We start from the raw sequence: 23,430 nt of genomic DNA, 5'->3' as shown, positions 1-23,430 counted from the left end.
CAAAAAATTAAATCAACCAATAACAAATTATTATCTAACAGATAAACAAATAAAAATGATGCATACTCGATAATCAAATATCGAGTGTTGCACCATTTTTTACTATTCAACCTCTAAAGTCAGGTATTATACAAATATTTGATCAAAAAAACCAGTATTTTTATTTGGACATTAAAAAACCGAAACACAGATGTATTTCGGTCGTTAATGATTATCCGATGACCATGGCTTCCGGATCTTCTTTCCAAGGATCGGTTTTATTTATGTGATCATAAAAGAGAGTGCCAGAGAGATGGTCGATCTCATGCTGCAGACAGATGGCTGTATAACCGCTTGCTCGAACACGGATCATATCCTTGCGTAAAAGGTCATAACCGGTAACAGTGATGCGGGCATGACGGTAAACAAGTCCTTCATGTTCCTCTAACACAGATAAGCAGCCTTCGCCCTGCGCCAAATATGCATTCTGTACGCTTTCTGCAATGATCTTGGGATTTGCCAGTGCAAATTCATCACTGCCGTTTTCTGTCGGTACGCTGACGGCAATTAATTGTTTTGGGATGCCTAACTGGATCGCGGCAATACCAACGGCTGGCCGCAGACCTTCTTTTTCTGCTATTTCTTCATCTTGTGAATTTCTCACGTAGGTGATCATTGCCTGTAATAGTTCTTCATCTTCCTTTGTCAAAGGAAGTGTCACGGGTTCGCTCTTCGTACGGATCAAAGGATCGCTGTCTAGGATGATCATATCATTCTTGATTTTCATCTGAATCTTCCTTTCTATATCATATCTATTCTATCTTTTTTTGAAAGAGATGGAAAGTTTTTTTCACAAAATATCCATGTAAAAGGGTATGGAATATGGTAGAATGTTTATGCTGTAAAGGAGCTGAGGCCATGGAGAAAGAAAAAAGCAAAAAAGCATTCTTATTATGTTTGCCGCAGGGCAAAGATAATGTCTTGCATTATACGGTGCTGATATTGACCTTGTTTGGCTCTTTTATGATCATATCGACCAATATGGGAAATATGACTTCCAATAATTTGGCAATTGTCATTGTTTTTGTCAAACAGGTGATGTTTTTCATTGCCGGTTATATCGCTATGTTAATTGCTTCGCGATTGATGAATTTCAATTGGATCTATCGATTGAGCAAAGTATTGTTCGGCTTTTTGCTGGCCTTGATGATCTTGCCTTTATTTGGGGCAGAGCAGTATGGGTCCCGTGCGTGGATCTACTTGAATCTAGGCGTTACCAATGTTTCTATCCAGCCTTCTGAATTTGCGAAACCATTTATGATCGTATTGCTGGCATCCAGCTTTTATGCAGCGCAACATAAACGTTCACTGCAGCGCAGCAGCTGGCGGATGCTGAAACAGCCGATCATCTGTTATCTGATCTTGGCCGTGGTGCTCTTATTGCAGAAAGATATCGGAGCATTGGCCATTTTGACATTGATCTGTTTTGGATGCGTACAGGTACCTACCTTTCCGACATTGAAACCGTTGCAAAAGTGGGTGCGGCGATTGGCTGCCATAGGTGTCTGCGCCGTATTGCTGGGCATGTCGCCGATCGGAGAACCTTTTATGGAGAAATTGGCCGAAGTGCCGGGCATTAGTTATATTACGACCCGTTTTGTGAATGCCGCAAATCCGTTAGGCCAAGGCGGCAATGATATTTATAATCAAAGTTATCAGTCAGCGAATGGTTTATATGGCATCGCAAATTCCAATATCATCGGACAAGGCATCGGCGGTTCTTCGAGAAAATATGGTTATTTGACACAGGCAGACAGCGATTACATCCTGGCAGTGATCATTGAAGAAACGGGCATCTTTGGACTAGCGATCATTACGATCGGCTATGGAACGCTGTTGTTTCGCTTATTTAAATATGCTTTTATGACCAATTATGTTCCTTACAAGGTCGTATTGAGCGGATCTGCAGTTTATTTCTTTGCTCACTTCGTATTAAATATCGGAGGTGTCAGTGCGCTCATTCCATTGACCGGCGTTCCGCTGTTGTTTATTTCCAATGGCGGTACGGCGTTGGTATCTTCGTATTTGACCATTGGGATCTGTCAATCGGTCATTGCTTCCATTCGAAAAAAAGAAGTAAATAAACAGGATATAAAAAGAAGTCCGTATTAACGGACTTCTAAAGAAAGGGAAGAGGAGAAACAAAGATTGGGGGTTTCACATCCGTTGTTTCGCCGGATGCATTAGTAGCATTCCCGATGTATGCCTGTTTATACACAAGGAGTTGAAAAAAATGAGAATCGTGGCAGGAGAATTTCGTTCACGTACATTATCGGCAGTAGAAGGCAGCCAGACTCGTCCTACATTGGATAAAGTAAAAGAAGCAATCTTTTCCAGTATCGGACCGTTTTTTGATGGCGGTATCTTATTGGATGCTTATGCAGGCAGCGGCAATATCAGCTTTGAATCATTGAGCCGGGGCATCAAAGAGAGCTATCTGTGTGACATCAGCGGTAAAGCAATCGCAACGATCAAAAAGAATGCGGCAGCACTGCAAGTGGAAGATAGATGTCACATCTACAAACGGGATGTGTTTTTGATGCTGGATCAATTTGTACGGCAAGGCCTTCAGTTCGACTTGGTCTATATGGATCCCCCTTATCGTCTGCAGCGTTGCGATGCATTGATGGAGGCACTGGTGCAAAAAAATCTATTGGCGCCTTCTGCCATCGTTATCGTAGAGAGCTTGAAAGAGGATGGGTTTGCGGAAGCACACGGCGATTTGCAAAAACAGAAAGAAAGTACGTATGGAATTACAAAAATTACTTATTATAGGAGGAGGGAACTATGACAAAAGCAGTATTTCCTGGATCCTTTGATCCGGTAACGCTCGGACATCTGCATCTGATCAAACGTGCCGCATCTTTATATGATGAAGTGATCGTTGTTATTGCTTATAATTCAGCAAAGCACGCTCTATTCAGCGTTGAGGAGCGCAAAGCACTGTTGGAAGAAAATTTACGATCAGCGGCAAATGTGCGCGTGGATGTCGCCGAAGGATTATTGGTGGAAAAGGTAAAAGAACTGGATGCAGAAGTGATGCTGCGCGGTGTGCGCGATGTACAAGATTTTATTTATGAAAAACAGATTGCCTGGGCAAATCATGAATTAGATCCGAATATTGAAACTGTCTGCATGTTTGCAAATGAAGGATATGGGGCATTGTCTAGTTCGATCATTCGGGAATTCGCTTCCTATGGAAAAGATGTTTCCCGTTATGTACCGGCAAATGTCGCAAAAGCAATTGCATGGAAATATGCAGACAAAGAAGAAAAACATTCAAATAATAGAAAGGAAAAAAGCAGTTTGTCATCTGCTCATGCAGAAACTGCTGTGGTAAAACATATGGAAAAGACCATGTTTGACTGGTTAAAAGAAAATAATATAGCGTTCAGCCGAAAAGATCTGATCATAGAAGCATTGACGCATACTTCTTATCTGAATGAACATAAGGAGATGATGCGGGATAACGAGCGTTTGGAATTTATGGGAGATGCGGTGTTGCAGCTATGGACGACAGAGAAATTATTTCATCTCGAACCGCAGCTTAATGAAGGAAAAATGACGACTTTGCGTTCACAGCTTGTTTGTGAAGCTGCATTGGCACACTATAGCCGCCAGCTGGGCTGGGGCCAATTTCTGTTATTAGGCGTGGGGGAAGAACGCACTGGAGGAAGAGAACGTGATTCCCTGTTAGCAGATATGTTTGAAGCAATGTTAGGCGCATTGTATCTAGATCAGGGAATGGAACCTGTTTCTATGATATTGGAACGCGTGCTGACACCGGCAATCGATGAACCTAAAAATGAGGTGTTGATCGATTATAAGACAAAACTGCAGGAAGTCGTACAGGCAGATTCTCGAAAGACACTGCAATATGAATTATTGAGCACACAAGGTCCAACCAATCATCCAGAATTTGAAATGGCGGTTTTGCTGGATGGTATCGTCCTAGGAAAAGGAAAAGGGAACTCGAAAAAAAGAGCAGAACAAATGGCCGCAAAAGCAGCCTTTGAAAAAATGGCTCGTTAAGTTAGGAGAGAAGTGAATGATCAAACGTGGAATAGCGATACTATTTGCACTGCTGTTATGCGTGTCGCCTTTGCCGATTCAGGCAAACAGTGAAACGCAAATTTCTGCTGCTTATGCCTATGCGGTTGATCTGCAGACCATGCAAGTACTGTATGAAAGAAATGCGGATGAAAAAATGTATCCGGCATCCATGACAAAAGTATTGACCGTATTGACGGCAATGGATCAGATTGATGATCTGGATGAGGAAGTAACGATTACATTGGATATGCTTGCAGGGTTAGAAGATGGTACCTATACGCTGACTGGTTTTTTAGCTAAAGAAGTCGTTACGATGCGGGATCTGTTATATGGAGCGATGCTGCCAAGCGGAGCGGATGCTTGTCAGGCACTTGCTGTTGCTTTATATGGAAGCGAAGAAGCAATGGTAGAAGCGATGAATGCAAAAGCTAACGAACTGGGCATGACGCATTCGCACTTTACGAATACGGTCGGAATGCATGATGAGCAGCATTATACGACAGCACAAGATCTCGCTGTCTTGATGAAAGCTGCATGGAATAATGAAGATATCCGTACGGCAATGTCTACGAAAAAGTATGCGACCTCTTCTTCGTATTATCATGGAGACGGCATCTCGCTGAAGAATACATGGGCTTTGGAACAGCAGGCAGCAGGGATCGAAGACGGGCATATTCTAGGAGGAAAAACAGGTTATACGCCAGAGGCAAGTTACTGCTTCTTCGGGGTCTGTGAAATCGATGAACTGCCAGTCATTGTGATCGTAGCCAAAACGGGCGGCGATACTGATGATTTTGGCAGAGCTTCCATGCAAGATGTTGAGGCAATCTGTACTTCGATCGAACAGAATAAACAGCCAATCTTGCTGGCAAAGGAAGGGGAAACGATCGGGACGATGGATTTACGCCGGACATTTGCGGATCCCATCGTATTGAAGGCCCCTTTTGATCTGTATGCTTGGGAAGAAACATCACAAGATCTGCAGTTAAAGTGTGTTGCACAAAAAGAAGAAGCACCGATCCAGACAGGTGAGATCATTGCACAGGCACAGATCGCAGATGGCGAAAAAACGCTGACAAGTGTTGCATTGTATGCAACGGAAGATGTGGACAGTGAACTATTCGCAACCATCGTGGAAATCATCACCGGTCTTTTATTGCCGTTGATCTTCATGATCACCATCATCGTTTTTGTATTCTATGCATGGCAAAGAAAAAAGAAACTGAGATAAATAAGGGAGGAATGGAACATGGATTTTGAGGAATTGATCGAACGCGGAGAAGATGGAGAGAAGTGGAAGGGCGCAAAAGCAAAAGGAGAACTTCCGCTTTGGGTAGCCGATATGGATTTTGCATGCAGCGATGCGATCATTGCTGCTTTGCATAAAAGAGCAGATGAGCGCATCTACGGCTATACGACCGGTATGGAAGAAGATTACAAAAAAACGGTGCAAGCATATTATCAGCGTCATTTTCAATGGTCTTTTCCTTTAGAAGATATTTATTTTTCACAGGGTGTCGTACAGGCGATTTCGCTGTTGTTGCAAATATTGAGCAAAAAAGGAGAAGGGGTAGTGATCCAGACACCGGTCTATCATCCTTTCCGTCGTCAGATCCTTGCCAATCATCGACAATGTGTGACCAGCTCTCTATTACATCATCCAGAAGGAACCTATGAGATGGATCTGGCAGATCTGGATGCAAAATTAGGAAGAGAAGACGTAGCCGGCTTGATCTTATGTTCTCCACACAATCCGGTGGGACGTGTATGGAAAAAAGAAGAATTAACAAAAGTGGTGGAAATTGCAAAACGTCATCATAAATGGATCATCAGTGACGAAATTCATTGTGACATCGTAAAAAATGGGTTTACGCACCATCCTCTGGAAACGATCTGTCCAGATTATAAAGAAGAGATCATTACCTGCGTTGCACCAACGAAGACATTTAATATTGCCGGATTGGAATGTTCACATGTCATCCTGCATAAAAAAGCTTATCAGCAGCTTTGGAAAGAGTTTGTTATTGCCCGCCTCTGCATCAGTGCACCCAATTGTTTTGCCATCAGTGCCAGCAAAGCAGCCTATGGTCAAAGTGATGAATGGCGTGCCCAGATGAATCAAAAGATCGATGAAAATCAAGCCATCGTAGAGAGTTTTGTCAAAGAGCATTTGCCAAAGGCAGTGCTTACACCAAGAGAAGGAACGTATTTATTATGGCTGGATCTTTCTGCTTATGAAAAAGATCCGAAGAAATTAGAACAGCGCATGCGGGAAAAAGCTCGTCTGCATTTTAATGAAGGCATCATGTTTGGTGAAGAAGGGGCTTGTTTTGAACGTATCAATATTGCTTGTCCTTCTTCCATCTTAAAAGAAGCATTAAAAAGAATGGCCGATGAACTGAATCAGTAACTTGAGGAAAGGAGAGATCCATATGGAATGGAAGATCAAAGATTTTGTGCAAAAGCTGCAGTTAGACGAAGAGACGAGCAGCTGTATTGAAAATGGATCTTTGATTTCACGTCCAGTGTATCATCGTCATGATCATCGTTTAGAACTGCAGCTGCAGCTGGATAACGTTCTGCCATATCGGGCTTATCGCCGTTTTCTTTCCCGTCTGCATACTTACTTGAAAGTAAAAGTAGATCTGCAGATCGAAACAAAAGACGGTGTTGCATCGCTCATGGATCTGTTAGATTATATCCAATATTTTTCACAACAAAACAGCAGTGTTCGCATCTTTGAGGAATTGATGCCGACCATTCATGAAAATGCGATCTTGTACCAAGTGTCAGATAATGAAAACAAAGATCGTTTATCTTCTAAGATGTTGTTATTAAAAGATTATTTGGCCAAAGCAGGTATTCAGATGGAAATTCAGATCGAAGTGCTGAATGGAGAGACAACGATACCGGCAGTCAAATGTGAGAGCGCACCAGTCAAACAAACATTTCAGCAGCCTGGCGAGTCATCCAATTCAAACGGGTATCGGCGCCGTAAGGTTTCAACCAAAGACTACACTTTTGTCGATATCAGAGATCTGCAAGACGGCATGTCGAATGTGAAGATCAGAGGTCATATTTTTCAAAGTGAGATGACGACGTTCAAAAATGGAAAAAGCATGCAGACACTGTACTTGAGCGATGATGATGATGCGATCATCTTAAAACGATTTGAAAGAGGATCGATCACAAAAGAAATATTAGATGAAGTCAAAGAAGGCGATTTTGTAGAAGCATATGGACAAGTCATCAATGATTCTTTTTTGTCGGATCTGGTCTTCATGCCGAATCAAATCGAAAAAATAGAGGAAGTCAAACGTCTGGATCTGGAAAAAGAAAAACGTGTGGAATTGCATATCCATTCTAACTTTTCCGAAATGGATGGCGTCTGTGATATTTCGCAGTTTATCAAAACGGCAGACGCATGGGGATGGGATGCCGTTGCATGTACCGATCATCTGGTCGTGCAGGCATTTCCTAAAGCGCAGGCAACATTGGCTGCAGTCAATAAAAACCGTGAAACACCGATGAAGATGCTGTATGGCGTGGAGATGAATATGGTCGATCCGGATCTGCAGATGGTATACAATCCGGATGATACCGTATTGGAAGAAGGTACTTATTGTGTATTCGACTTAGAAACGACCGGTTTATCTGCGCGCTATGATCATATCATTGAGTTTGGCGGCGTCATCGTTGAAAATCGCTCTTGTATTAAAAGCCTGCAGCTGTTCATTCGCCCGCCGCAAGCATTAAGCGCATTTACGACAGAGTTGACCGGCATCAGTGATAAAGATGTCCAGAATGCACGTCCGTTTGAGGAGTGTGTCGACGAGATCTTGGATTTTATCGGCGATCACATTTTGGTGGCGCATAATGCATCGTTTGACTTTTCTTTCCTGAACAGCTCCTTGCGGCGAATCGGCAGAAAACCGCTGACCAATCCCGTGGTCGATACATTGGATCTGGCCCGCAGTTTGCAAACGGAAAGGAAGTCATATACTCTAGGCGCTATTGCTCGTTCCTATGGAATCGTATATGATCAGGAAGTCGCCCACCGTGCAGATTATGATGCGGATGTATTGGCGCAAACTTTCTTGCATATGCTCAATGAACTGCGCGATGTCAAAACATTGAACGATCTGCAGGCACGGCAAAATCCAGAAAGCTTTAAGAAAGTACGAACCAAACATGTCGTTGTCATTGCCAAAAATCAGTGCGGTTTAAAGGAATTGTTTGAACTCATCACTTTAAGTCATACGAAATATCTAGCGTATAATGGAAAAACCGCTTTGTCAGGAGTGGCCGAACCGAGGATCCCGCGTATAGAAATCGAGAAAAGGCGGATGAATGGGAATCTGCTCATAGGATCTGCCTGTGCAAACGGAGAAGTATTTGAGATGGCGCAGACACGTGATGTCGATGTCTTGAAAGAAGTCATGCAGTTTTACGATTACATTGAAATACAGCCGCTGGCCAATTATCAATATTTGATCGACCGCAATTCGATCGTGGATCAGGAAAGATTAAAAGAAATCCTGCGCGGCATCATTGCCATGGCGGATGAGCTTGGGAAACCAGTCGTCGCAACCAGTGATGCGCATTATGTTCATCCAAATCAAAAGCGCATTCGTGATATCTATATCAATTCGCAGGCGATCGGCGGTGTACGTCATCCGCTGTATATCTATAATCAAGAGAAACGGCATAAGTTTCATGCACCGGATCAGCATTTGCGGACGACAAGAGAAATGCTGGATGCCTTTGCCTGGGTAGAGGGAGATCGTGCACATGAATTTGTCATCGACAATCCAAAGCAGATTGCCGCACAGGTAGAGATCATTTATCCGGTGAAGGATAAATTGTATCCGCCGGATATTGAAGGATCTGATCAAAAACTGCGGGATATCTGTTATGCAAATGCGCATAAGAAATATGGGGAACAATTGCCGCAGATCGTAGAGGATCGTTTAAAGAGAGAATTAGATGCGATCATCGGTGCTGGTTACTATGTGGTTTATTATATTTCCCACTTGCTGGTAAAGAAAAGTCTGGATGACGGGTATCTGGTCGGAAGCCGAGGTTCTGTTGGATCGAGCTTTGTTGCGACCATGGCAGAAATCACAGAAGTGAATCCGCTTGCACCTCATTATGTCTGCCCGCATTGCAAATATTCCCATTTCTATACAGACGGCAGCGTGTTGAACGGATTCGACTTGCCGGATAAGCAATGTCCAAAATGCGGTACTTTGATGCGTGGAGATGGACAGGATATTCCATTTGAGACCTTTCTGGGTTTTGAGGGAGATAAAGTGCCTGATATCGATTTAAACTTTTCCGGTGATTATCAACCGCGGGCCCATGCATATACAAAAGAAGTATTCGGGGATGAGCATGTCTTTCGTGCCGGTACGGTAGGTACCGTACAGACCCAGACGGCATTTGGCTATATCAAAGGATATGAAGAAGCAATGGGCATTGAAGGAACGATGCGAAACCCAAAACAGTTAGATCTTGCTAAACTTTGTGAAGGGGTCAAACGAACGACTGGCCAGCATCCAGGGGGCATCGTCGTTGTTCCTTTGGATATGGATGTACATGATTTTACACCAGTACAATATCCAGCCAATAACCCGTTTGCAGATTGGAAGACGACCCATTTTGATTTCCATCAGATCCATGACAATATCTTAAAATTCGATATCTTGGGGCACGTCGATCCGACTGCCATGAAGATGCTGGAGAGAATGAGCGGAATCGACGTGCGAACGATTCCGATGAATGATCCGGCCACAATGAGCATCTTTTCCAGCGTGGATGCCTTGAATATCGATACAAGCAAAAATACCGAAGAAACCGGTGCTGCCGGGCTGCCGGAATTTGGTACTCCATTTGTACGCGGCATCTTGGAACTGACACGGCCAACGACCTTTGACGAACTTTTGAAAATATCCGGATTGAGCCATGGTACTGATGTTTGGCTGGGAAACGCCAAAGATCTGATCGATCAAGGTATCTGTACATTGAAAAGCGTGATCGGATGTCGTGACGATATCATGGTGTATCTGCTGCATAAAGGGATGCGGCCAAAGCTGGCTTTTACGATCATGGAATCAGTTCGTAAAGGAAAAGGTCTGAAAGATGAATGGATCCCTGAGATGAAAGAAAACGGTGTAGAAGACTGGTACATCGAATCGTGTAAAAAGATCAAATATATGTTCCCGAAAGCCCATGCGGTTGCTTACGTAATGATGGCTGTACGCATTGCCTGGTTCAAGGTGCATATGCCGTTGATCTATTACTGTATGTTCTTTTCGATTCGCTGTGATGCCTATGACATCGAAACGATGATCAAAGGAGAAGCCAGCATTCGTCAACGCATGGCACAGATACAAGACCTTTCTAGAAGCAATGATCGTAATGTAAAACCGAGCAAAAAGGATCTGGATACATTCTCTACTTTGGAACTAGCATTAGAGATGGTATTGCGCGGTTATCATTTTTCAAATATCGATATCAATCGTTCTGCAGCAAGAGAGTTTATCGTGGATTCAGAAAACAAGAATGCGATCATTCCTCCATTTACCAGCATTGACGGACTAGGGGCGAGCGTAGCTGACTCTATTGTCAAAGCACGAAATGAGGCACCATTCTTATCCAAAGAAGACTTGTTGAAACGTACTTCACTCAGCAATTCTTTATTGAAGAAACTGGATGCCTTAGGTTCTTTAGAAGGGCTGCAGGAAGAAAATCAATTATCATTATTCTGATAAAAAGCAAAGAGATGTCTGAAAAGATGTCTCTTTTTTCTAAAATTATTAATTTTTGCAAAAAATATAACAAAATGACAGAAGGAAATGCTGTACTTTCTTTTTAGAATTCTTTATAATTTTACAGAAAACAATAAGGAGTGGAAGAATGGACTTTATCATGTTTTTATTAGGATTGAGCCCAATCCTTTGGTTGATCATTGCCTTGTGTGGTTTTAAGGTTGCTGGACATAAAGCCAGCTTTCTTGCAATGATCTTGGCGGCAATTCTTTCTATCACGGTATGGAAATTGCCTGTATTCGATACGATGACAGCAGCATTGGAAGGATTTGCAATGGCTGCCTGGCCGATTATCTTAGTGATCATAGCAGCAGTGTTTTTATACAATTTGTCGCTGTACACAGGCAAGATGGAAGTAATCAAACAGATGATCACAAGTGTATCATCTGACAAGAGAATATTAGTGCTCTTGATTGGTTGGTGCTTTGGCGGTTTTATGGAAGGCATGGCTGGTTTTGGAACCGCAATAGCCATTCCTGCCGGAATGTTAGCTGGATTAGGTTTTCCGCCTTTATTGGCCTGCTTGGTCTGCCTGGTTGCCAATGGAACGCCGACCCCTTTTGGTTCGATCGGAATTCCGACCGTTACCCTGGCTAATTTAGTAGGTTTGGACAATGCTGCTTTGGCTTTTACTGAAACACTGCAGCTGGCTCCTTTCATGCTTTTGTCTCCATTCTTGATGGTGATCATTACCGGAAAAGGAATCAAAGCATTAAAGGGCGTTTTTGGAATAACACTGATTGCAGGTTTATCTTTTGTCTTGCCACAGTTAGTTGTCGCCTATTTTGTAGGCAGTGAACTGGCGGTTGTGGTCGGATCCATCTGTTCATTATTGATCACGATCCTTGTAGCTGTTTCTCGAGGAAAACACAACAGTGTACCACAGGAATATCAGATGGAACAAGAACATACCCATTCCATTTCATTCTCTGAGGCATTACAGGCATGGACACCGTTTATCCTGGTATTCGTATTCCTGTTGTCAACAAGCAAATTAGTGACTCCTGTTTATACTTTCTTAAATCAATTTCATAGTGATGTGGGAATCTATACCGGAACAGGGGCTGCTCCTTATACCTTTACTTGGATCAATACACCGGGTATCTGGATCTTCCTTTCTGCATTTATCGGCGGATGGATCCAGGGAGCATCTTTACCAGGCATGCTGCATGTATTAAAAGATACGATCATTCAAATGTCAAAAACAATGATCACGATGTTATGTGTATTGGCAACTGCGAAGATCATGGGCTATAGCGGAATGATCGCCAGCATAGCAAATTTGTTCGTCATTGCTTTAGGATCTTTCTATCCATTTGCTGCTCCGCTGATCGGCGGCTTAGGCACATTCGTAACAGGCAGCGGAACCAGCTCTTCTGTTTTATTCGGCAATGTGCAGCTGCAGGCAGCACAAGCAATAGGTGCAAACCCATACTGGCTGGTTGCTTTAAACAGTTTAGGCGTGGCTGTGGGCAAAATGCTGGCGCCGCAAAGTTTGGCTATTGGTCTTGTTGCGGTTAAAGAAAGCGGAAAAGATGGAGAATTATTAAAACGCGTTTTCCCATATGCCTTTGTTTATCTCATTTTGATGGCATTCATCGCTTATTTTGGAATGAGTATCTATGAGATACTGCCAATTGCCTGATAAATAGTCAAAAGAGGCTGTAACGAATAAGGAATAGCCAAAAATAAAAAATGCATCTGATCTCAAAAGAGAAAGGATGCATTTTTTTGGTATAATTTAGCTATGAAAAACATCGAAGTGTTAGAGCTAAATAATTCCTATCTGAGCAATAGGAATTATACCGCATTTCAGATGATTTTACCACTGGATTGTGAAAAAAAGATCGATTCTTCTGATCCGGTGTACAGTTTTCTTGAAGTGATGGAAGGAGTCAACTGGAACAAATATCTTAATCACCCTGCTCACAGAGGGCGTGAAGAATATAATCCCTTCAAGATGATCAAAGTCATCCTGTTTGCGTTCATGAATCATATTTATAGTCTAAGAGATATTGAAAAAAGCTGTAGAACAGACATCCGTTTCATGTTCTTGATGCAGGAGGAAACGCCAAGTCACATGGCATTTCATCGTTTCATCCAAAAGTATTTAAAATATGACATCCAATTCATTTTTAGAGATATATTTGAATCAATTGAGATATTAGATCCGTCAATTGATCATGATACGGTTTATATTGATGGAACCAAGCTTGAGGCCAATGCCAACAAGTTTACTTTCATCTGGAAAAAGACCGCAATCAAAACAAGAGATAAAATATTCACTCGATTAAACGAATGGGTCAAGAAACTGGGTGATCGTATTGAAGCATCTCAAAAAGAGGAGTGGACAATAAAAGACATAGAGAATATGGCTAACCAAATTTTTCATATCGTTGAACAAGAGGGAATCACTTTCATTTATGGAAAAGGTAAGCGAAAAAGCCAGATTCAGCGTTATTATGATGAATTGATGAAATACAAAGAAACACTGCAAAACTGTTTGGAAAGAATTGAACTATGCGGACCTGACAGAAACAGCTGTTCGAAAACAGACCACGATGCAACGATGATGCACATGAAAGAGGACCATTACATGAAGACAGGAATCTTCAAGGCAGGATACAATGCACAGATAGCAGTAAGCAGCGAATATATCCAATTGGCTTGTATCTATCAGGATAGAACCGATCAAAAGACATTTATCAAATTTCTTGAAACATTCAGAGCACTTTATAACAGGATGCCTAAAACAGTAGTAGCGGATGCAGGATATGGATCCTATGATAATTATTTCTTCTGTTTAGAAAATGATATGGAAGCCTATATCAAATATACGATGTATTCAAAAGAAAAAGAAACGAGCTACAAGAAAAAAACATTCATCAAATCAAACTGGAACAGAAATGGAAATGGAAGATATATCTGCCCGGCAGGACATGAATTTAGCTGTATCAATGAAACGGTTGATAAGAGAAGCAAATATTATCGAATCAATCAAACGCACAGCTGTGGCAAATGCACGGATTGCCCACTCAAATCTCAATGTACGAAAGCCAAGGGAGATCGAACGATAAGCGTGAATCCGATACTTGAGGAGTTTGAAAGAACAGCGAGAAAAAAACTAAATAGCGAAGAAGGAATCCATCATCGAGTGCAAAGATCCATACAAAGCGAAGGAGCATTTGGAGTGATAAAAGAAGATTATGCTTATGACAGATTACATAGGAGAAGCATCAAAAATGTAGAAATGGAGTTCCTGTTGGTGTGCGTAGGCTTTAATCTGATGAAATATCATAACAAAAAAATAAGAAAAAAAGCACAAGCATAAATAATGTTGATAGGTTTTCCACAATAGGTGTTTTCATAATGCCAAAAAACAGGGATAATTGGGAGAATTGAAACAATTTCAAAGTAAAGAAAAGAAAAAAGAGGTCGTAACCTCAATAGACAGATTCGTTTAATTATAATCTTCTATTTCGTTACGGCCTCTTTTTTATGTACTGTAAAATAAAGAATGAAAGCCCTTTAATTTTTGTGCTTGATTTGATAAAATAAAATCACCATGGAAAACTGACGTACAATTCGTATACAGAACATGGCTCACTTGACTAAAAACAGAAAAAACTAAGGAGGAACGTTCATGTGGGCAGATGAAAGTGTTTTTTATCAAATTTATCCATTAGGTTTTTGTGGTGCGCCTTTTGCAAATGACGGTGTACTATGCCATCGTTTACAAAAAATCGAAGAGTGGATCGAGCATATCAAGAAACTTAATGTCGATGCAATTTATTTTTCGCCGGCATTTGAAAGTGACACACACGGGTATAACACGAGAGATTATCGACAGATCGATCGTCGTTTAGGAACAAATGAAGATTTTGCAGCCTTATGCAAAAAAATGCACGAAAATGGAATTCGTGTTGTATTAGATGGTGTATTTAATCATGTGGGCCGCGGTTTCTGGGCATTTGAAGATGTCAAGAAGAACCGTGAAGCTTCTCGTTATCGTGACTGGTTTTATCTGGACTTCTATCGCGATTCAAATGATCATGATGGTTTTTGGTACGAAGGATGGGAAGGACACTATGATCTGGTGAAATTAAATCTAGAAAATCCAGAAGTGATTTCTTATTTATTTGATTGTATCAAAGAGTGGGTGGAGCAGTTTGATATTGACGGACTACGCCTGGATGTAGCCTATTGCTTGCCGCCTGATTTTTTAAAGATGCTGCATACGTATTGTAAAGGCTTAAAACCGGATTTCTTCTTATTAGGAGAACTGCTGCATGGAGATTACAATCGCTGGGTAAATCCGGAGATGTTAGACAGCGCTACGAATTACGAATGCTATAAGGGATTGTATTCCAGCTTTAATTCACACAATCTGTTTGAGATCATGCATTCGTTGAAACGACAATTCGGTCCTGAAGAGTGGACTCTTTACAAAGGAAAACATCTATTGAACTTTGTTGATAATCATGATGTATCCCGTATTGCCAGCATCTTGCAGGACAGCCGTCATTTGCCTTTGATCTATGCTTTATTATTTACCATGCCTGGTATTCCTTGTGTTTACTATGGCAGTGAGTGGAATGCAACGGGCAGAAAAGAAGATGGAGATCCTAATTTACGTGTTTGTTTCGACCAGCCGTGTTGGAATGTGCTGACTGATTGGATCGCTGCTTTGGCTAAACTGCATCGCAGTGAAAAAGCTTTGCAATATGGTGATTTTCATGATGTGATGATCACGAATCAGCAATGCGCATTCGAAAGACAGTATGATGGAGAAAAAATCTGGACGATCGTGAATGCAGCAGATGAAAGCTATCATTTTCATGCACCAAACGGAATTGAAAAGGGATATGATTTATTGAATCAGCAGGAAATCATGTTAAATGATTTTATGATGCCGCCTCTATCTGCTTATATCATAAAAATATAAGAATCATAAGGAGCTGAATGCTCCTTTTTGATTTGTCAATTGAAATGATGAGTGGTAAAGTAAAAAGAAAAGGAGGGGCTTGAATGAATGTCTTAATGATCAATGGCAGTCCTCGCATGGATGGCAATACGTCGATTGCGTTAAAAGAAATGGAAAAAGTTTTTAAAGAAGAAGGTGTCGAGACGACCATCGTTTCGATCGGCACAAAAACGATCCGCGGCTGCATCGCTTGCGGAAAATGTTATGAAAGCGGCAAGTGCGTATTTGATGATCTGGTCAATGAATGTGCGCCTTTATTTGAAAAATGTGATGGTCTCGTAGTAGCAAGTCCTGTTTATTATGCATCGGCAAACGGTTCTTTGATTTCCTTGTTAGACCGCTTATTTTATAGTACACATTTTGATAAGCGCATGAAAGTAGGCGCAGCTGTCTGCGTCGCAAGACGCGGCGGTCTTTCTGCTACTTTTGATGAACTAAATAAATATTTTACGATCTGCGGCATGCCGGTAGCTTCCAGTCAATATTGGAACAGTGTTCATGGCAGAAAGATTGGGGAAGCGATGGAAGATGAAGAAGGTCTGCAGACCATGCGTACATTGGCGAGAAATATGACTTTCTTAATGAAAAGTATCGCATTAGGTAAAGAAATATACGGTTTACCGGAAACAGAGGAAACAATAGCAACAAACTTTGTACGCTAAATGAGGAAAGCTGATTCTTTTGTTATAGTTTTTATGTGCATGACAGTAAATAAAAAGTCCAATTTTTGAGGTATACTACACTCAATAATTTGGACTTTTTATATTTAAATTTTTACGTAAAGGATCTTATCCTTTTGCAATTTTCATTATTAAATAATTGTATTCTTCTTCTGTGATTCCCTCATTTTTAAAAATAATAATTGTTCTTGCTTTGTGAATATCAGATTTTAGCTTTAAAACGATGGTATCTTCATTGTAGAGAAAACTTCTATTCCATGAGATTTTTTTTGATGACTTTTTATTTCCAACTTTTACAGTTCCATTTTTTAGATCAATATCAAACTTCAGGTAGGGGTACTTTTTATTTGCTATACTATCAATGAGGATTGAAATTAACATAAAAATCAAGAAGAATAAGAGATATAATAAAAACATAAGAAATATATAGAATCGTACTTGTTGTGCTGATAGGAAAAGTCCATAATCCTCATACATCGCTATGGATACACCAGAAATGATGGATGAATCAGTAAGTAAAGATAAAATATAAAGGGCAAACAAGATATGAAAAACAATTAAAAAGATTATAAAATATTTAATATTACTCCTTTTCAGTGATTCTCTAACAATTGGTTGGGTTACTTCTTTTGGAGCGTTTATTTGATAAATCATATGTGTCATCTCCTTATACCATTTTACTTAAACATTATAGTCTTTTGTTAGAAATATGACTATTGTATTTTCTGGATAGTCTATGAAAAAATAGTAAATAAAGATGATTGCTAATTATTTCCCAGGTAATCTTTTCTGTTCATTTTTGATTATCAATGATATCATAATGAAAGAACAGGTGATCATATGGAAAAAATTGAGACTTTTGAACAAACATATCAGTACTTGAAAGAAGGAGAAATTGTTTGTTATCGCGATGGGAATCAGCAGCTATATTGTGGCATGCGGAATGAGAAAGTGCATATCAATGGGACATATGTACATTATGTATTAGAAATAGATGATTTTGTACAGATGTTTTCAAAACAAAATTTCTATCTGTATAAAAAACAAACACCAGTTGAAATATCTAAAGAAAAAGATGAAGAATATTATAGTTGGCAACATAAATAATGAAAGGGGATAAAAATGAAATATCCAGTAATCTATGTCCATCATCAATTGGGAACATTTAAACATGGCAAAGTGGTAGAAACATTGTATATTGATTTTCAGGTAGAAGAGGCTTTTTTTAATGAGGAGCAAAGTCTTCGAAAAAAGTATTTAAAACAATTGGTGAATGATGCGTATCGTGCAGTTGAAGGACAGCAGGTGATTGCACAAGCAACGCTTATACAGGTCGAAGATAAAGCATATCTCATTTTTACTTCTAATTTAGATAAACGGTTATTAAAAATGCAATTACAGCAAATAATCAATGAGTTGTCGCAAAAATTGGAAGGTTATTCTGTTTCGATGAATTATGCCGTATTCCAAAGTTTATTAAAGATCAAAGGGAAAGATTTATTCTTTCATGCATTAAAAGAGGGAGAACCTTTAAGTGAAAGTGATGTTGTTAAGAAAAATCAGAAAATGCTTTTTCCTAATCAACAGCGTGTCGCAACAAATTATTTAACTTCTTTGCAGCAGTTTCAACACCGTAACAAGTAGATGATGAAGAATATAAAAAAGACCAATGTGAATCATCATGGATGAATAATTGAGTTATTCTCATATGTCACAAAGGTCTTTTTATTTATCTTTTCTGCAATTTTCTTTCTGCTTCCATTGCTTTTTTAATCATTTGATTTAGTTCTTCAGCAGATGGCTGCTGTTTGTTTACCTGTAGGTATAGATCGATCATGCATCGTGAATATTGTGCCCAGCTCTCTTCTGTGTAGAGATTGGAGTCTTTCTGATTGCTTTTTTGAAAGAAGGCATATAATCGGTTCAGATCGGCAAAGTATCGATGTTCTTCTTCGATTTCTTCTGCGAGTTGCGCAAATGTCCAATGTTGATTGTGTTTGGTCCACATTGCTTTGCGCTGCATCTCTAAACCGGCTTGCGACAGTTTTTGCATGATGATCTGAAATTGTTCATCATCGATATCTTTCATGACCATTAATGGATGATCCAATGCGAGGTCACTTTGCGGAGTATCTGTTTGTGCAAAAAGGCTTTGGATCGTAGAAGTTGTATTTTGATCCGTTAAGATTCGATAAGACAGATCAAGCGATTGCAGTACTTGGATGTACTCTTCCTTTTTTTGTTCTTGATTTCCTAAATATAATAAAATCATATCGAAGCTCCTAAATAGAATTTAACAAACGGTTGCTTGCATTCTTGATAGAACGGTATAAAACGATGACAAGAATGATCTGGGCAATGAGCAGCACAACAGCGCAGATGACAACTGTAACCCAAAGCATATAAAGTAGTGCAATGCAGACTGCAGCAAACAAAAATGAAAACAACATGCTGATAAAACCATTCATATTTTGTTTGACGGCTGCTGTTTCTTGTTCCCAGACAAGTTTTGGACGGTGACTGTCAACTAAAATACTTGCCAGATTAATGATGATCGTACTTAATGCGCTGCCAAGCAAGAAGATAAGATCTAAATAGATTGGGTATTCAATAACCAGATGGATAGGAATCAATAACAACCAAGAACTGAATATGGAAAGGATGATTCCGCAGGTAGCTTTTGCCAACACTTGCGTGCTGATAGGAACAGGAATATATTTCATGAAATAAGCATTGGTTCCTTCTCTTGAAATGGCAGTAGCACTGATCATGTTCATGCCGCCCATAAAACCGCCTACGATAAAACTGATGACCAAAACATATGCCCAAACGTGCGGCAATTGATCGATCATTTGTGGAGTGATGATCGATTTGATATCAAGACCATCTAAAGAAGTAATGATAGCAATGCTAAAGATGATCGGCATCAGCAAAGCAGTCAGCACACAATTGGTAAAGAATACGGGTGTACGAAATAATATCTTGAATTCTTTGATAACGTATGTGCGGAATACAGAATGATGTGTACTTTCTTTTAATTGTTTATTACTAAATTTCCGCCGTGAATGAGATGTCTCACTGCTGCCGATTGCACCTTGGAAATAAAGAAATTTTCCACAGAACAGAAATACGATGAAACTGATCACAAGAATTCCTAAATATAGAAATAATTGCAGAAAATCGCCATAATAGGTTGCTATGGAAGCTGCCGGAATAAATGGAAATAAGATCGTTCCTATCTGCATCAAAGAATTATTTCCGTCCATGAGTGCTTGAATGATCGAACTCATATCCTGCGTGTTCATTGTCTGTAACCAGAAAGATAAGCTCATTGCCGCAATTACGACAACGACGCCGCCAATGAGATTAAAGCGGTCGCGGTTATTGAAAAATGGAACGAACCGCATGATGATCATTGTCAGCACACTGCTTAAGACCAATGGATAAATTGGTAAAGTGATAAAAATAATGAGAAATACAAGCAAAGATAAGAAGGAAAAACCGATCTGCATGACAAATGAACCATACATCGGAATCAAGACGGCTGCGGTAAATAAATATTCATATATGATGCAGACGACCAGCTTGGAAGTAAGGATCATCTCCGGCTGGATCGGCAAGGTCAGCAGTTGATCGATATCTTTGCTGAAATAATAGATGCTTGGTATCGCAAAAATAGAAAATAAGAAAATGATGATTGCGGTAATCAAATAACCTATATTCATGAGATAGCCTGCTTGACCAAATGTGCGCATGAAATCAAAGCCGTGGTAGAAACCAAGAGCAATGAGCACTAATGTAGGAAGCATGCACACTAGAAGAAAAATATAAAGCAATATTTTTTTCCACTGTTTGATCGTGCCGTCTGTTGTGGAGATAGCACCGCTCTTCAGCTGTACTTTTGTTAATGCCAAAAATTTACGCATGTTCGGTTACCTCAAGGAACAGTTCTTCTAAGCTTTGATTTTCTCCATGTTGTGCACGAAGGTCTTCCAATGTGCCAAAATAGATCATTTTTCCATGTGAAATGATTGCAATCTTATCACATAGTTTTTCAGCGACTTCCAATACATGAGTAGAGAAAAAGACGGTTTTGCCTTTTGCTGCATGCTCTTTCATCATTTGTTTTAAATGATAGCTGGATTGCGGGTCTAATCCGGTCATCGGTTCATCCAGGATCCAAACTTCTGGTTCATTGATCAATACCCCCATGATCACGATTTTTTGACGCATACCGTGAGAGTAAGAGAGAATTTTATCATTTAAGGCATCCTTCATTTCGAATGTTTCAGCCAAAGACTCGATGCGTTGCTGACGAACAGCAGTATCGACTTCATATATATCGCCCATGAAATTGAGGTATTCAATTCCTTTTAAACGTAAAAACATATCTGGATTATCTGGAACAAGGCCAAACTGCCGTTTTGCCTCGATTGGTTCTTTTTGAATGTTTTTCCCATTGATGAGGATCTCTCCTTCATCTGGATTCAGAACGCCGGTGATCATTTTGATCGTGGTCGTTTTGCCAGCACCGTTTGGTCCGATAAATCCAACGATTTCACCAGTAGGAATGGTCAAATCAAGATCATCGACTGCTTTTTTTGTACCAAAGGTCTTTGTAACGTGTTTGATTTCAATCATATTGTTCTCCTTTTAATGCAAGAAAGCTGTTTCTTGTATAATCGAAATATATCATGTTCTATATAAAAGTCAACTATTCTGTCTATTTTGTAAGAAAAGTACGATGCTTTCAATTATTTACACCGTACTTTTTTGTTTCATTTCATAGAGTGTGATTCCAGCGGCAACAGCGACATTCAGTGATTCAAATCGCTGCATTTCAATGAAGATCGTTGCATCGCTCATCTTTAAGAGTTCTTCATCAACGCCTTGTCCTTCATTTCCAAATATGACAGCAAATTCTTTTGGCACTTCTAATTTAGAAAGGGGAATGCTTTCTTGATGCAAGGCAGTTGCATAAACGGGGATCGCTTGTTGTTTCAGTTTTTGAATGGTATCGCTTAAAGAACAAGTCTGTACTTGCATATGGAACAAAGCACCTTGTGTGGAACGAATGACTTTTTCACTATAAGGGTCGGCACATCCTTCTGAAAGCAAGACTGTGCCATAACCAAATGCATAGGCACTTCGAATAATGGTTCCCACGTTGCCTGGGTCTTGTACATGATCTAACAAAATAAGCTGTTTGCTTTGTGAAACAAAAGATCGTGGAAAGTGACAGACAGCAGCGATATCGCTGCCAGAAACGCTGTCCGTTATTTTATCTAATATTGCCTTGGTCACATGGATACAGGGATATTGAGTAAAAGGGTGATCACATTCTTCTGTACAAAGGATTTGTTCGATCAAATTTGCTTTACCGGCTTCTTCAACTAAGTGCATCCCTTCTACAAGAAATAAATCATATTCTTTTCTATATTTTTTCTGTTTTAATTTTGTCCATTTTTTAACTTGTGCATTTCGTAAAGAGTTGATTTCCATTTTTCACGACCTCCTGTCATTTAAGGATACCTAATTGTTCTTTGCATTGCAAGATACGTATAAGAGATACATCGATACGAGCTTCCGAAATCGTACCGTCCTGAACAGCATTTAAAACGTATTGGATCTGTTCTTCAAAATCAGTACAGCATAATACGTCGTTGCCGGCTAATAGGGCCCGTATTGCAATCTCTTCTTTCGGGCAGTTGTCTTGAATGGCCTGCATTGCAAGATCATCGGTGATGATCACGCCGGTAAAGCCTAGATCGTTGCGGAGAATGGAATGTACATTGGCGGAAAGAGATGCAGGAGAAGAGTCATCCATACATTCCACTATATTATGTGAGACTAGGACAAGATCAGCGCCGGCATTGATTCCTGCCTGAAAAGGCAAAAAATCATTTGAAATAAATGTCGTGTATGGACGCTGGTCATGGGATATGCCGGTATGTGTATCCAGGTTGTTGCCGTATCCTGGAAAATGTTTGAGCACGCTGCCGATTTTTTGCTGTTTCATTTCTTGTACGACGACTTGCACATAGGTGCTTGTTGTGTTTGCATCTTTTCCAAAAGTCCTTGGATAAATAAAATCTGCAGGTTGATCACAGACGTCGCATACGGGGGCAAAGTTAAGGTTTACTCCCAGCTCTTGCAATAATTGGCATTTTTCTTTTGTGTCAGAACGAATCAGCTCATAACCGCCTTCTTGATACAGATCCTGAGGGGACCAAAATGGAACGGCACGTAATTGAGGGTTTGTGCTGATGCGGTTGACAGTTCCGCCTTCTTCATCTGCACCGATCCATAATCCGATCGAAGATGCTTGTTGATAGCTCTGAATGGTATGCTGGATCTGTTCTTTGCTTTTATTAGAAAAATCTTGCTCAAAAAGAAGATAGCCGCCTAAATGATATGTATTTATTTTTTCTATTGCTTTTTCTTGCGGGCAACGTGCAAGAAAGAGTTGTCCAACTTTCTCTTCTATTGTCATTTGATCCAAAAGATCCTGGATCTTTGTATGAGCTGGATATTCTATTTTAGAAAGACTATGCTGTATATGAGAGGATAAAGCGGATTGCAAAGATGCGGCAGATGTGTTTTCCTGCTGTAGACGTGTAAACCATACCATAGAATAAAGAAGGATAGAAATGACAGAAAGCAAGGCAAATAAAACAGTTAAAATCATAGAAATATTTCTTTTTTTCTTTTTTGTACGCATAAGGATCCTTTCTGCTCTCAGCTCTTAAGCATTAAAAAATGAAATGGTCTATCTTGTCTCTCTACTCTTATTGTACAAAGAGCCTCTATTGATGACAAGCTTATATTTTTCCCTTGAAATAAG

General features: G+C 40.1%; 19 protein-coding genes and 1 pseudogene. 13 read left to right on the top strand and 7 right to left on the bottom strand.

The window, feature by feature from the left end; genetic code table 11:
- Positions 1 to 211: 211 nt before the first annotated feature.
- Positions 212 to 766 (bottom strand): peptide deformylase, encoded by a 555-nt coding sequence (gene def, locus BQ9859_RS12170; RefSeq protein ID WP_075878415.1) that lies wholly within the window; start codon positions 764 to 766, stop codon positions 212 to 214.
- Between the two features lie 131 nt (positions 767 to 897).
- On the opposite strand from def, the gene BQ9859_RS12165 reads away from it, so the two are divergent.
- From BQ9859_RS12165 to BQ9859_RS12115, 11 genes and pseudogenes are all read left to right on the top strand, one after another.
- Positions 898 to 2,151, top strand: a complete 1,254-nt coding sequence (locus BQ9859_RS12165; protein ID WP_075878414.1) for an FtsW/RodA/SpoVE family cell cycle protein — start codon at positions 898 to 900, stop codon at positions 2,149 to 2,151.
- Positions 2,152 to 2,263: 112 nt separating this feature from the next.
- Positions 2,264 to 2,830 carry a 16S rRNA (guanine(966)-N(2))-methyltransferase RsmD gene (gene rsmD, locus BQ9859_RS12160; RefSeq protein ID WP_268874607.1) on the top strand — a complete coding sequence of 189 codons (567 nt, stop codon included), beginning with the start codon at positions 2,264 to 2,266 and terminating at the stop codon, positions 2,828 to 2,830.
- Positions 2,827 to 3,276: pseudogene (gene coaD, locus BQ9859_RS12785) on the top strand (pantetheine-phosphate adenylyltransferase); the annotation flags it as partial. The gene rsmD and the pseudogene coaD, both read left to right, overlap by 4 nt.
- Positions 3,277 to 3,384: 108 nt before the next feature.
- On the top strand, positions 3,385 to 4,071 hold the full coding sequence (rnc, locus tag BQ9859_RS12780) for a ribonuclease III (RefSeq protein WP_075878434.1): 687 nt from the start codon (positions 3,385 to 3,387) through the stop codon (positions 4,069 to 4,071).
- A gap of 16 nt (positions 4,072 to 4,087) precedes the next feature.
- Entirely contained in the window at positions 4,088 to 5,323 is a 1,236-nt protein-coding gene (locus BQ9859_RS12145) for a D-alanyl-D-alanine carboxypeptidase family protein (RefSeq protein WP_075878412.1), read from the top strand.
- An 18-nt stretch (positions 5,324 to 5,341) separates the two neighbouring features.
- Positions 5,342 to 6,502, top strand: coding sequence for a MalY/PatB family protein (locus BQ9859_RS12140; protein ID WP_075878411.1), 1,161 nt, complete (start codon positions 5,342 to 5,344; stop codon positions 6,500 to 6,502).
- 22 nt (positions 6,503 to 6,524) lie between these two features.
- Complete coding sequence (locus BQ9859_RS12135; protein WP_075878410.1) at positions 6,525 to 10,862, top strand: PolC-type DNA polymerase III; 4,338 nt, start codon at positions 6,525 to 6,527, stop codon at positions 10,860 to 10,862.
- A gap of 148 nt (positions 10,863 to 11,010) precedes the next feature.
- Complete coding sequence (locus BQ9859_RS12130) at positions 11,011 to 12,567, top strand: L-lactate permease (protein ID WP_075878409.1); 1,557 nt, start codon at positions 11,011 to 11,013, stop codon at positions 12,565 to 12,567.
- A gap of 102 nt (positions 12,568 to 12,669) precedes the next feature.
- Complete coding sequence (locus tag BQ9859_RS12125) at positions 12,670 to 14,253, top strand: IS1182 family transposase (protein WP_075878408.1); 1,584 nt, start codon at positions 12,670 to 12,672, stop codon at positions 14,251 to 14,253.
- Between the two features lie 312 nt (positions 14,254 to 14,565).
- Entirely contained in the window at positions 14,566 to 15,867 is a 1,302-nt protein-coding gene (locus tag BQ9859_RS12120) for an alpha-amylase family glycosyl hydrolase (RefSeq protein ID WP_075878407.1), read from the top strand.
- An 83-nt stretch (positions 15,868 to 15,950) separates the two neighbouring features.
- A complete protein-coding gene (locus BQ9859_RS12115) occupies positions 15,951 to 16,568 on the top strand; it encodes a flavodoxin family protein (protein ID WP_075878406.1) in 618 nt (205 codons plus the stop codon).
- 126 nt (positions 16,569 to 16,694) lie between these two features.
- On the opposite strand, the gene BQ9859_RS12110 is transcribed toward BQ9859_RS12115, so the two are convergent.
- Positions 16,695 to 17,240 carry a hypothetical protein gene (locus BQ9859_RS12110; protein WP_075878405.1) on the bottom strand — a complete coding sequence of 182 codons (546 nt, stop codon included), beginning with the start codon at positions 17,238 to 17,240 and terminating at the stop codon, positions 16,695 to 16,697.
- 186 nt (positions 17,241 to 17,426) lie between these two features.
- Between BQ9859_RS12110 and BQ9859_RS12105 the strand changes: the two genes are divergently transcribed.
- Together BQ9859_RS12105 and BQ9859_RS12100 are read left to right on the top strand one after the other, a co-directional pair.
- The gene (locus tag BQ9859_RS12105; RefSeq protein WP_075878404.1) at positions 17,427 to 17,693 is read left to right on the top strand and encodes a hypothetical protein; all 267 of its coding nucleotides are present in this window, start codon (positions 17,427 to 17,429) and stop codon (positions 17,691 to 17,693) included.
- A 15-nt stretch (positions 17,694 to 17,708) separates the two neighbouring features.
- Positions 17,709 to 18,230: a hypothetical protein gene (locus BQ9859_RS12100; protein ID WP_075878403.1), complete on the top strand. Its 522-nt coding sequence runs from the start codon at positions 17,709 to 17,711 to the stop codon at positions 18,228 to 18,230.
- An 85-nt stretch (positions 18,231 to 18,315) separates the two neighbouring features.
- Here the strand turns inward: BQ9859_RS12100 and BQ9859_RS12095 are convergent, their stop codons facing one another.
- The 5 genes from BQ9859_RS12095 to BQ9859_RS12075 all read right to left on the bottom strand — a co-directional run bounded on the left by BQ9859_RS12095 (position 18,316) and on the right by BQ9859_RS12075 (position 23,307).
- Complete coding sequence (locus BQ9859_RS12095) at positions 18,316 to 18,858, bottom strand: DUF3783 domain-containing protein (protein WP_075878402.1); 543 nt, start codon at positions 18,856 to 18,858, stop codon at positions 18,316 to 18,318.
- A 10-nt stretch (positions 18,859 to 18,868) separates the two neighbouring features.
- Positions 18,869 to 20,512, bottom strand: a complete 1,644-nt coding sequence (locus BQ9859_RS12090) for a putative ABC transporter permease subunit (RefSeq protein WP_075878401.1) — start codon at positions 20,510 to 20,512, stop codon at positions 18,869 to 18,871.
- The gene (locus BQ9859_RS12085) at positions 20,505 to 21,227 is read right to left on the bottom strand and encodes an ABC transporter ATP-binding protein (RefSeq protein ID WP_075878400.1); all 723 of its coding nucleotides are present in this window, start codon (positions 21,225 to 21,227) and stop codon (positions 20,505 to 20,507) included. Before BQ9859_RS12085 ends, BQ9859_RS12090 begins: the two co-directional genes overlap by 8 nt.
- A 117-nt stretch (positions 21,228 to 21,344) precedes the next feature.
- Positions 21,345 to 22,088, bottom strand: a complete 744-nt coding sequence (locus BQ9859_RS12080) for a TrmH family RNA methyltransferase (RefSeq protein WP_075878399.1) — start codon at positions 22,086 to 22,088, stop codon at positions 21,345 to 21,347.
- A 16-nt stretch (positions 22,089 to 22,104) separates the two neighbouring features.
- Positions 22,105 to 23,307, bottom strand: a complete 1,203-nt coding sequence (locus tag BQ9859_RS12075) for a glycoside hydrolase family 3 protein (protein ID WP_143404437.1) — start codon at positions 23,305 to 23,307, stop codon at positions 22,105 to 22,107.
- Positions 23,308 to 23,430: the final 123 nt, after the last annotated feature.

The sequence above is a fragment of the Merdibacter massiliensis genome (assembly GCF_900155395.1).
GTDB lineage: Bacteria > Bacillota_I > Bacilli_A > Erysipelotrichales > Erysipelotrichaceae > Merdibacter > Merdibacter massiliensis.
Note: the sequence above shows the minus strand (reverse complement) of the source record. Positions and strands in the feature narration are given on the sequence as shown.

Bases quoted from the DNA above. Each gene is read 5' to 3' on its own strand.
- def (WP_075878415.1), bottom strand. From the start codon at position 766: ATGAAAATCAAGAATGATATGATCATCCTAGACAGCGATCCTTTGATC.
- BQ9859_RS12165 (WP_075878414.1), top strand. From the start codon at position 898: ATGGAGAAAGAAAAAAGCAAAAAAGCATTCTTATTATGTTTGCCGCAG.
- rnc (WP_075878434.1), top strand. From the start codon at position 3,385: ATGGAAAAGACCATGTTTGACTGGTTAAAAGAAAATAATATAGCGTTC.
- BQ9859_RS12145 (WP_075878412.1), top strand. From the start codon at position 4,088: ATGATCAAACGTGGAATAGCGATACTATTTGCACTGCTGTTATGCGTG.
- BQ9859_RS12140 (WP_075878411.1), top strand. From the start codon at position 5,342: ATGGATTTTGAGGAATTGATCGAACGCGGAGAAGATGGAGAGAAGTGG.
- BQ9859_RS12135 (WP_075878410.1), top strand. From the start codon at position 6,525: ATGGAATGGAAGATCAAAGATTTTGTGCAAAAGCTGCAGTTAGACGAA.
- BQ9859_RS12130 (WP_075878409.1), top strand. From the start codon at position 11,011: ATGGACTTTATCATGTTTTTATTAGGATTGAGCCCAATCCTTTGGTTG.
- BQ9859_RS12125 (WP_075878408.1), top strand. From the start codon at position 12,670: ATGAAAAACATCGAAGTGTTAGAGCTAAATAATTCCTATCTGAGCAAT.
- BQ9859_RS12120 (WP_075878407.1), top strand. From the start codon at position 14,566: ATGTGGGCAGATGAAAGTGTTTTTTATCAAATTTATCCATTAGGTTTT.
- BQ9859_RS12115 (WP_075878406.1), top strand. From the start codon at position 15,951: ATGAATGTCTTAATGATCAATGGCAGTCCTCGCATGGATGGCAATACG.
- BQ9859_RS12110 (WP_075878405.1), bottom strand. From the start codon at position 17,240: ATGATTTATCAAATAAACGCTCCAAAAGAAGTAACCCAACCAATTGTT.
- BQ9859_RS12105 (WP_075878404.1), top strand. From the start codon at position 17,427: ATGGAAAAAATTGAGACTTTTGAACAAACATATCAGTACTTGAAAGAA.
- BQ9859_RS12100 (WP_075878403.1), top strand. From the start codon at position 17,709: ATGAAATATCCAGTAATCTATGTCCATCATCAATTGGGAACATTTAAA.
- BQ9859_RS12095 (WP_075878402.1), bottom strand. From the start codon at position 18,858: ATGATTTTATTATATTTAGGAAATCAAGAACAAAAAAAGGAAGAGTAC.
- BQ9859_RS12090 (WP_075878401.1), bottom strand. From the start codon at position 20,512: ATGCGTAAATTTTTGGCATTAACAAAAGTACAGCTGAAGAGCGGTGCT.
- BQ9859_RS12085 (WP_075878400.1), bottom strand. From the start codon at position 21,227: ATGATTGAAATCAAACACGTTACAAAGACCTTTGGTACAAAAAAAGCA.
- BQ9859_RS12080 (WP_075878399.1), bottom strand. From the start codon at position 22,088: ATGGAAATCAACTCTTTACGAAATGCACAAGTTAAAAAATGGACAAAA.
- BQ9859_RS12075 (WP_143404437.1), bottom strand. From the start codon at position 23,307: ATGCGTACAAAAAAGAAAAAAAGAAATATTTCTATGATTTTAACTGTT.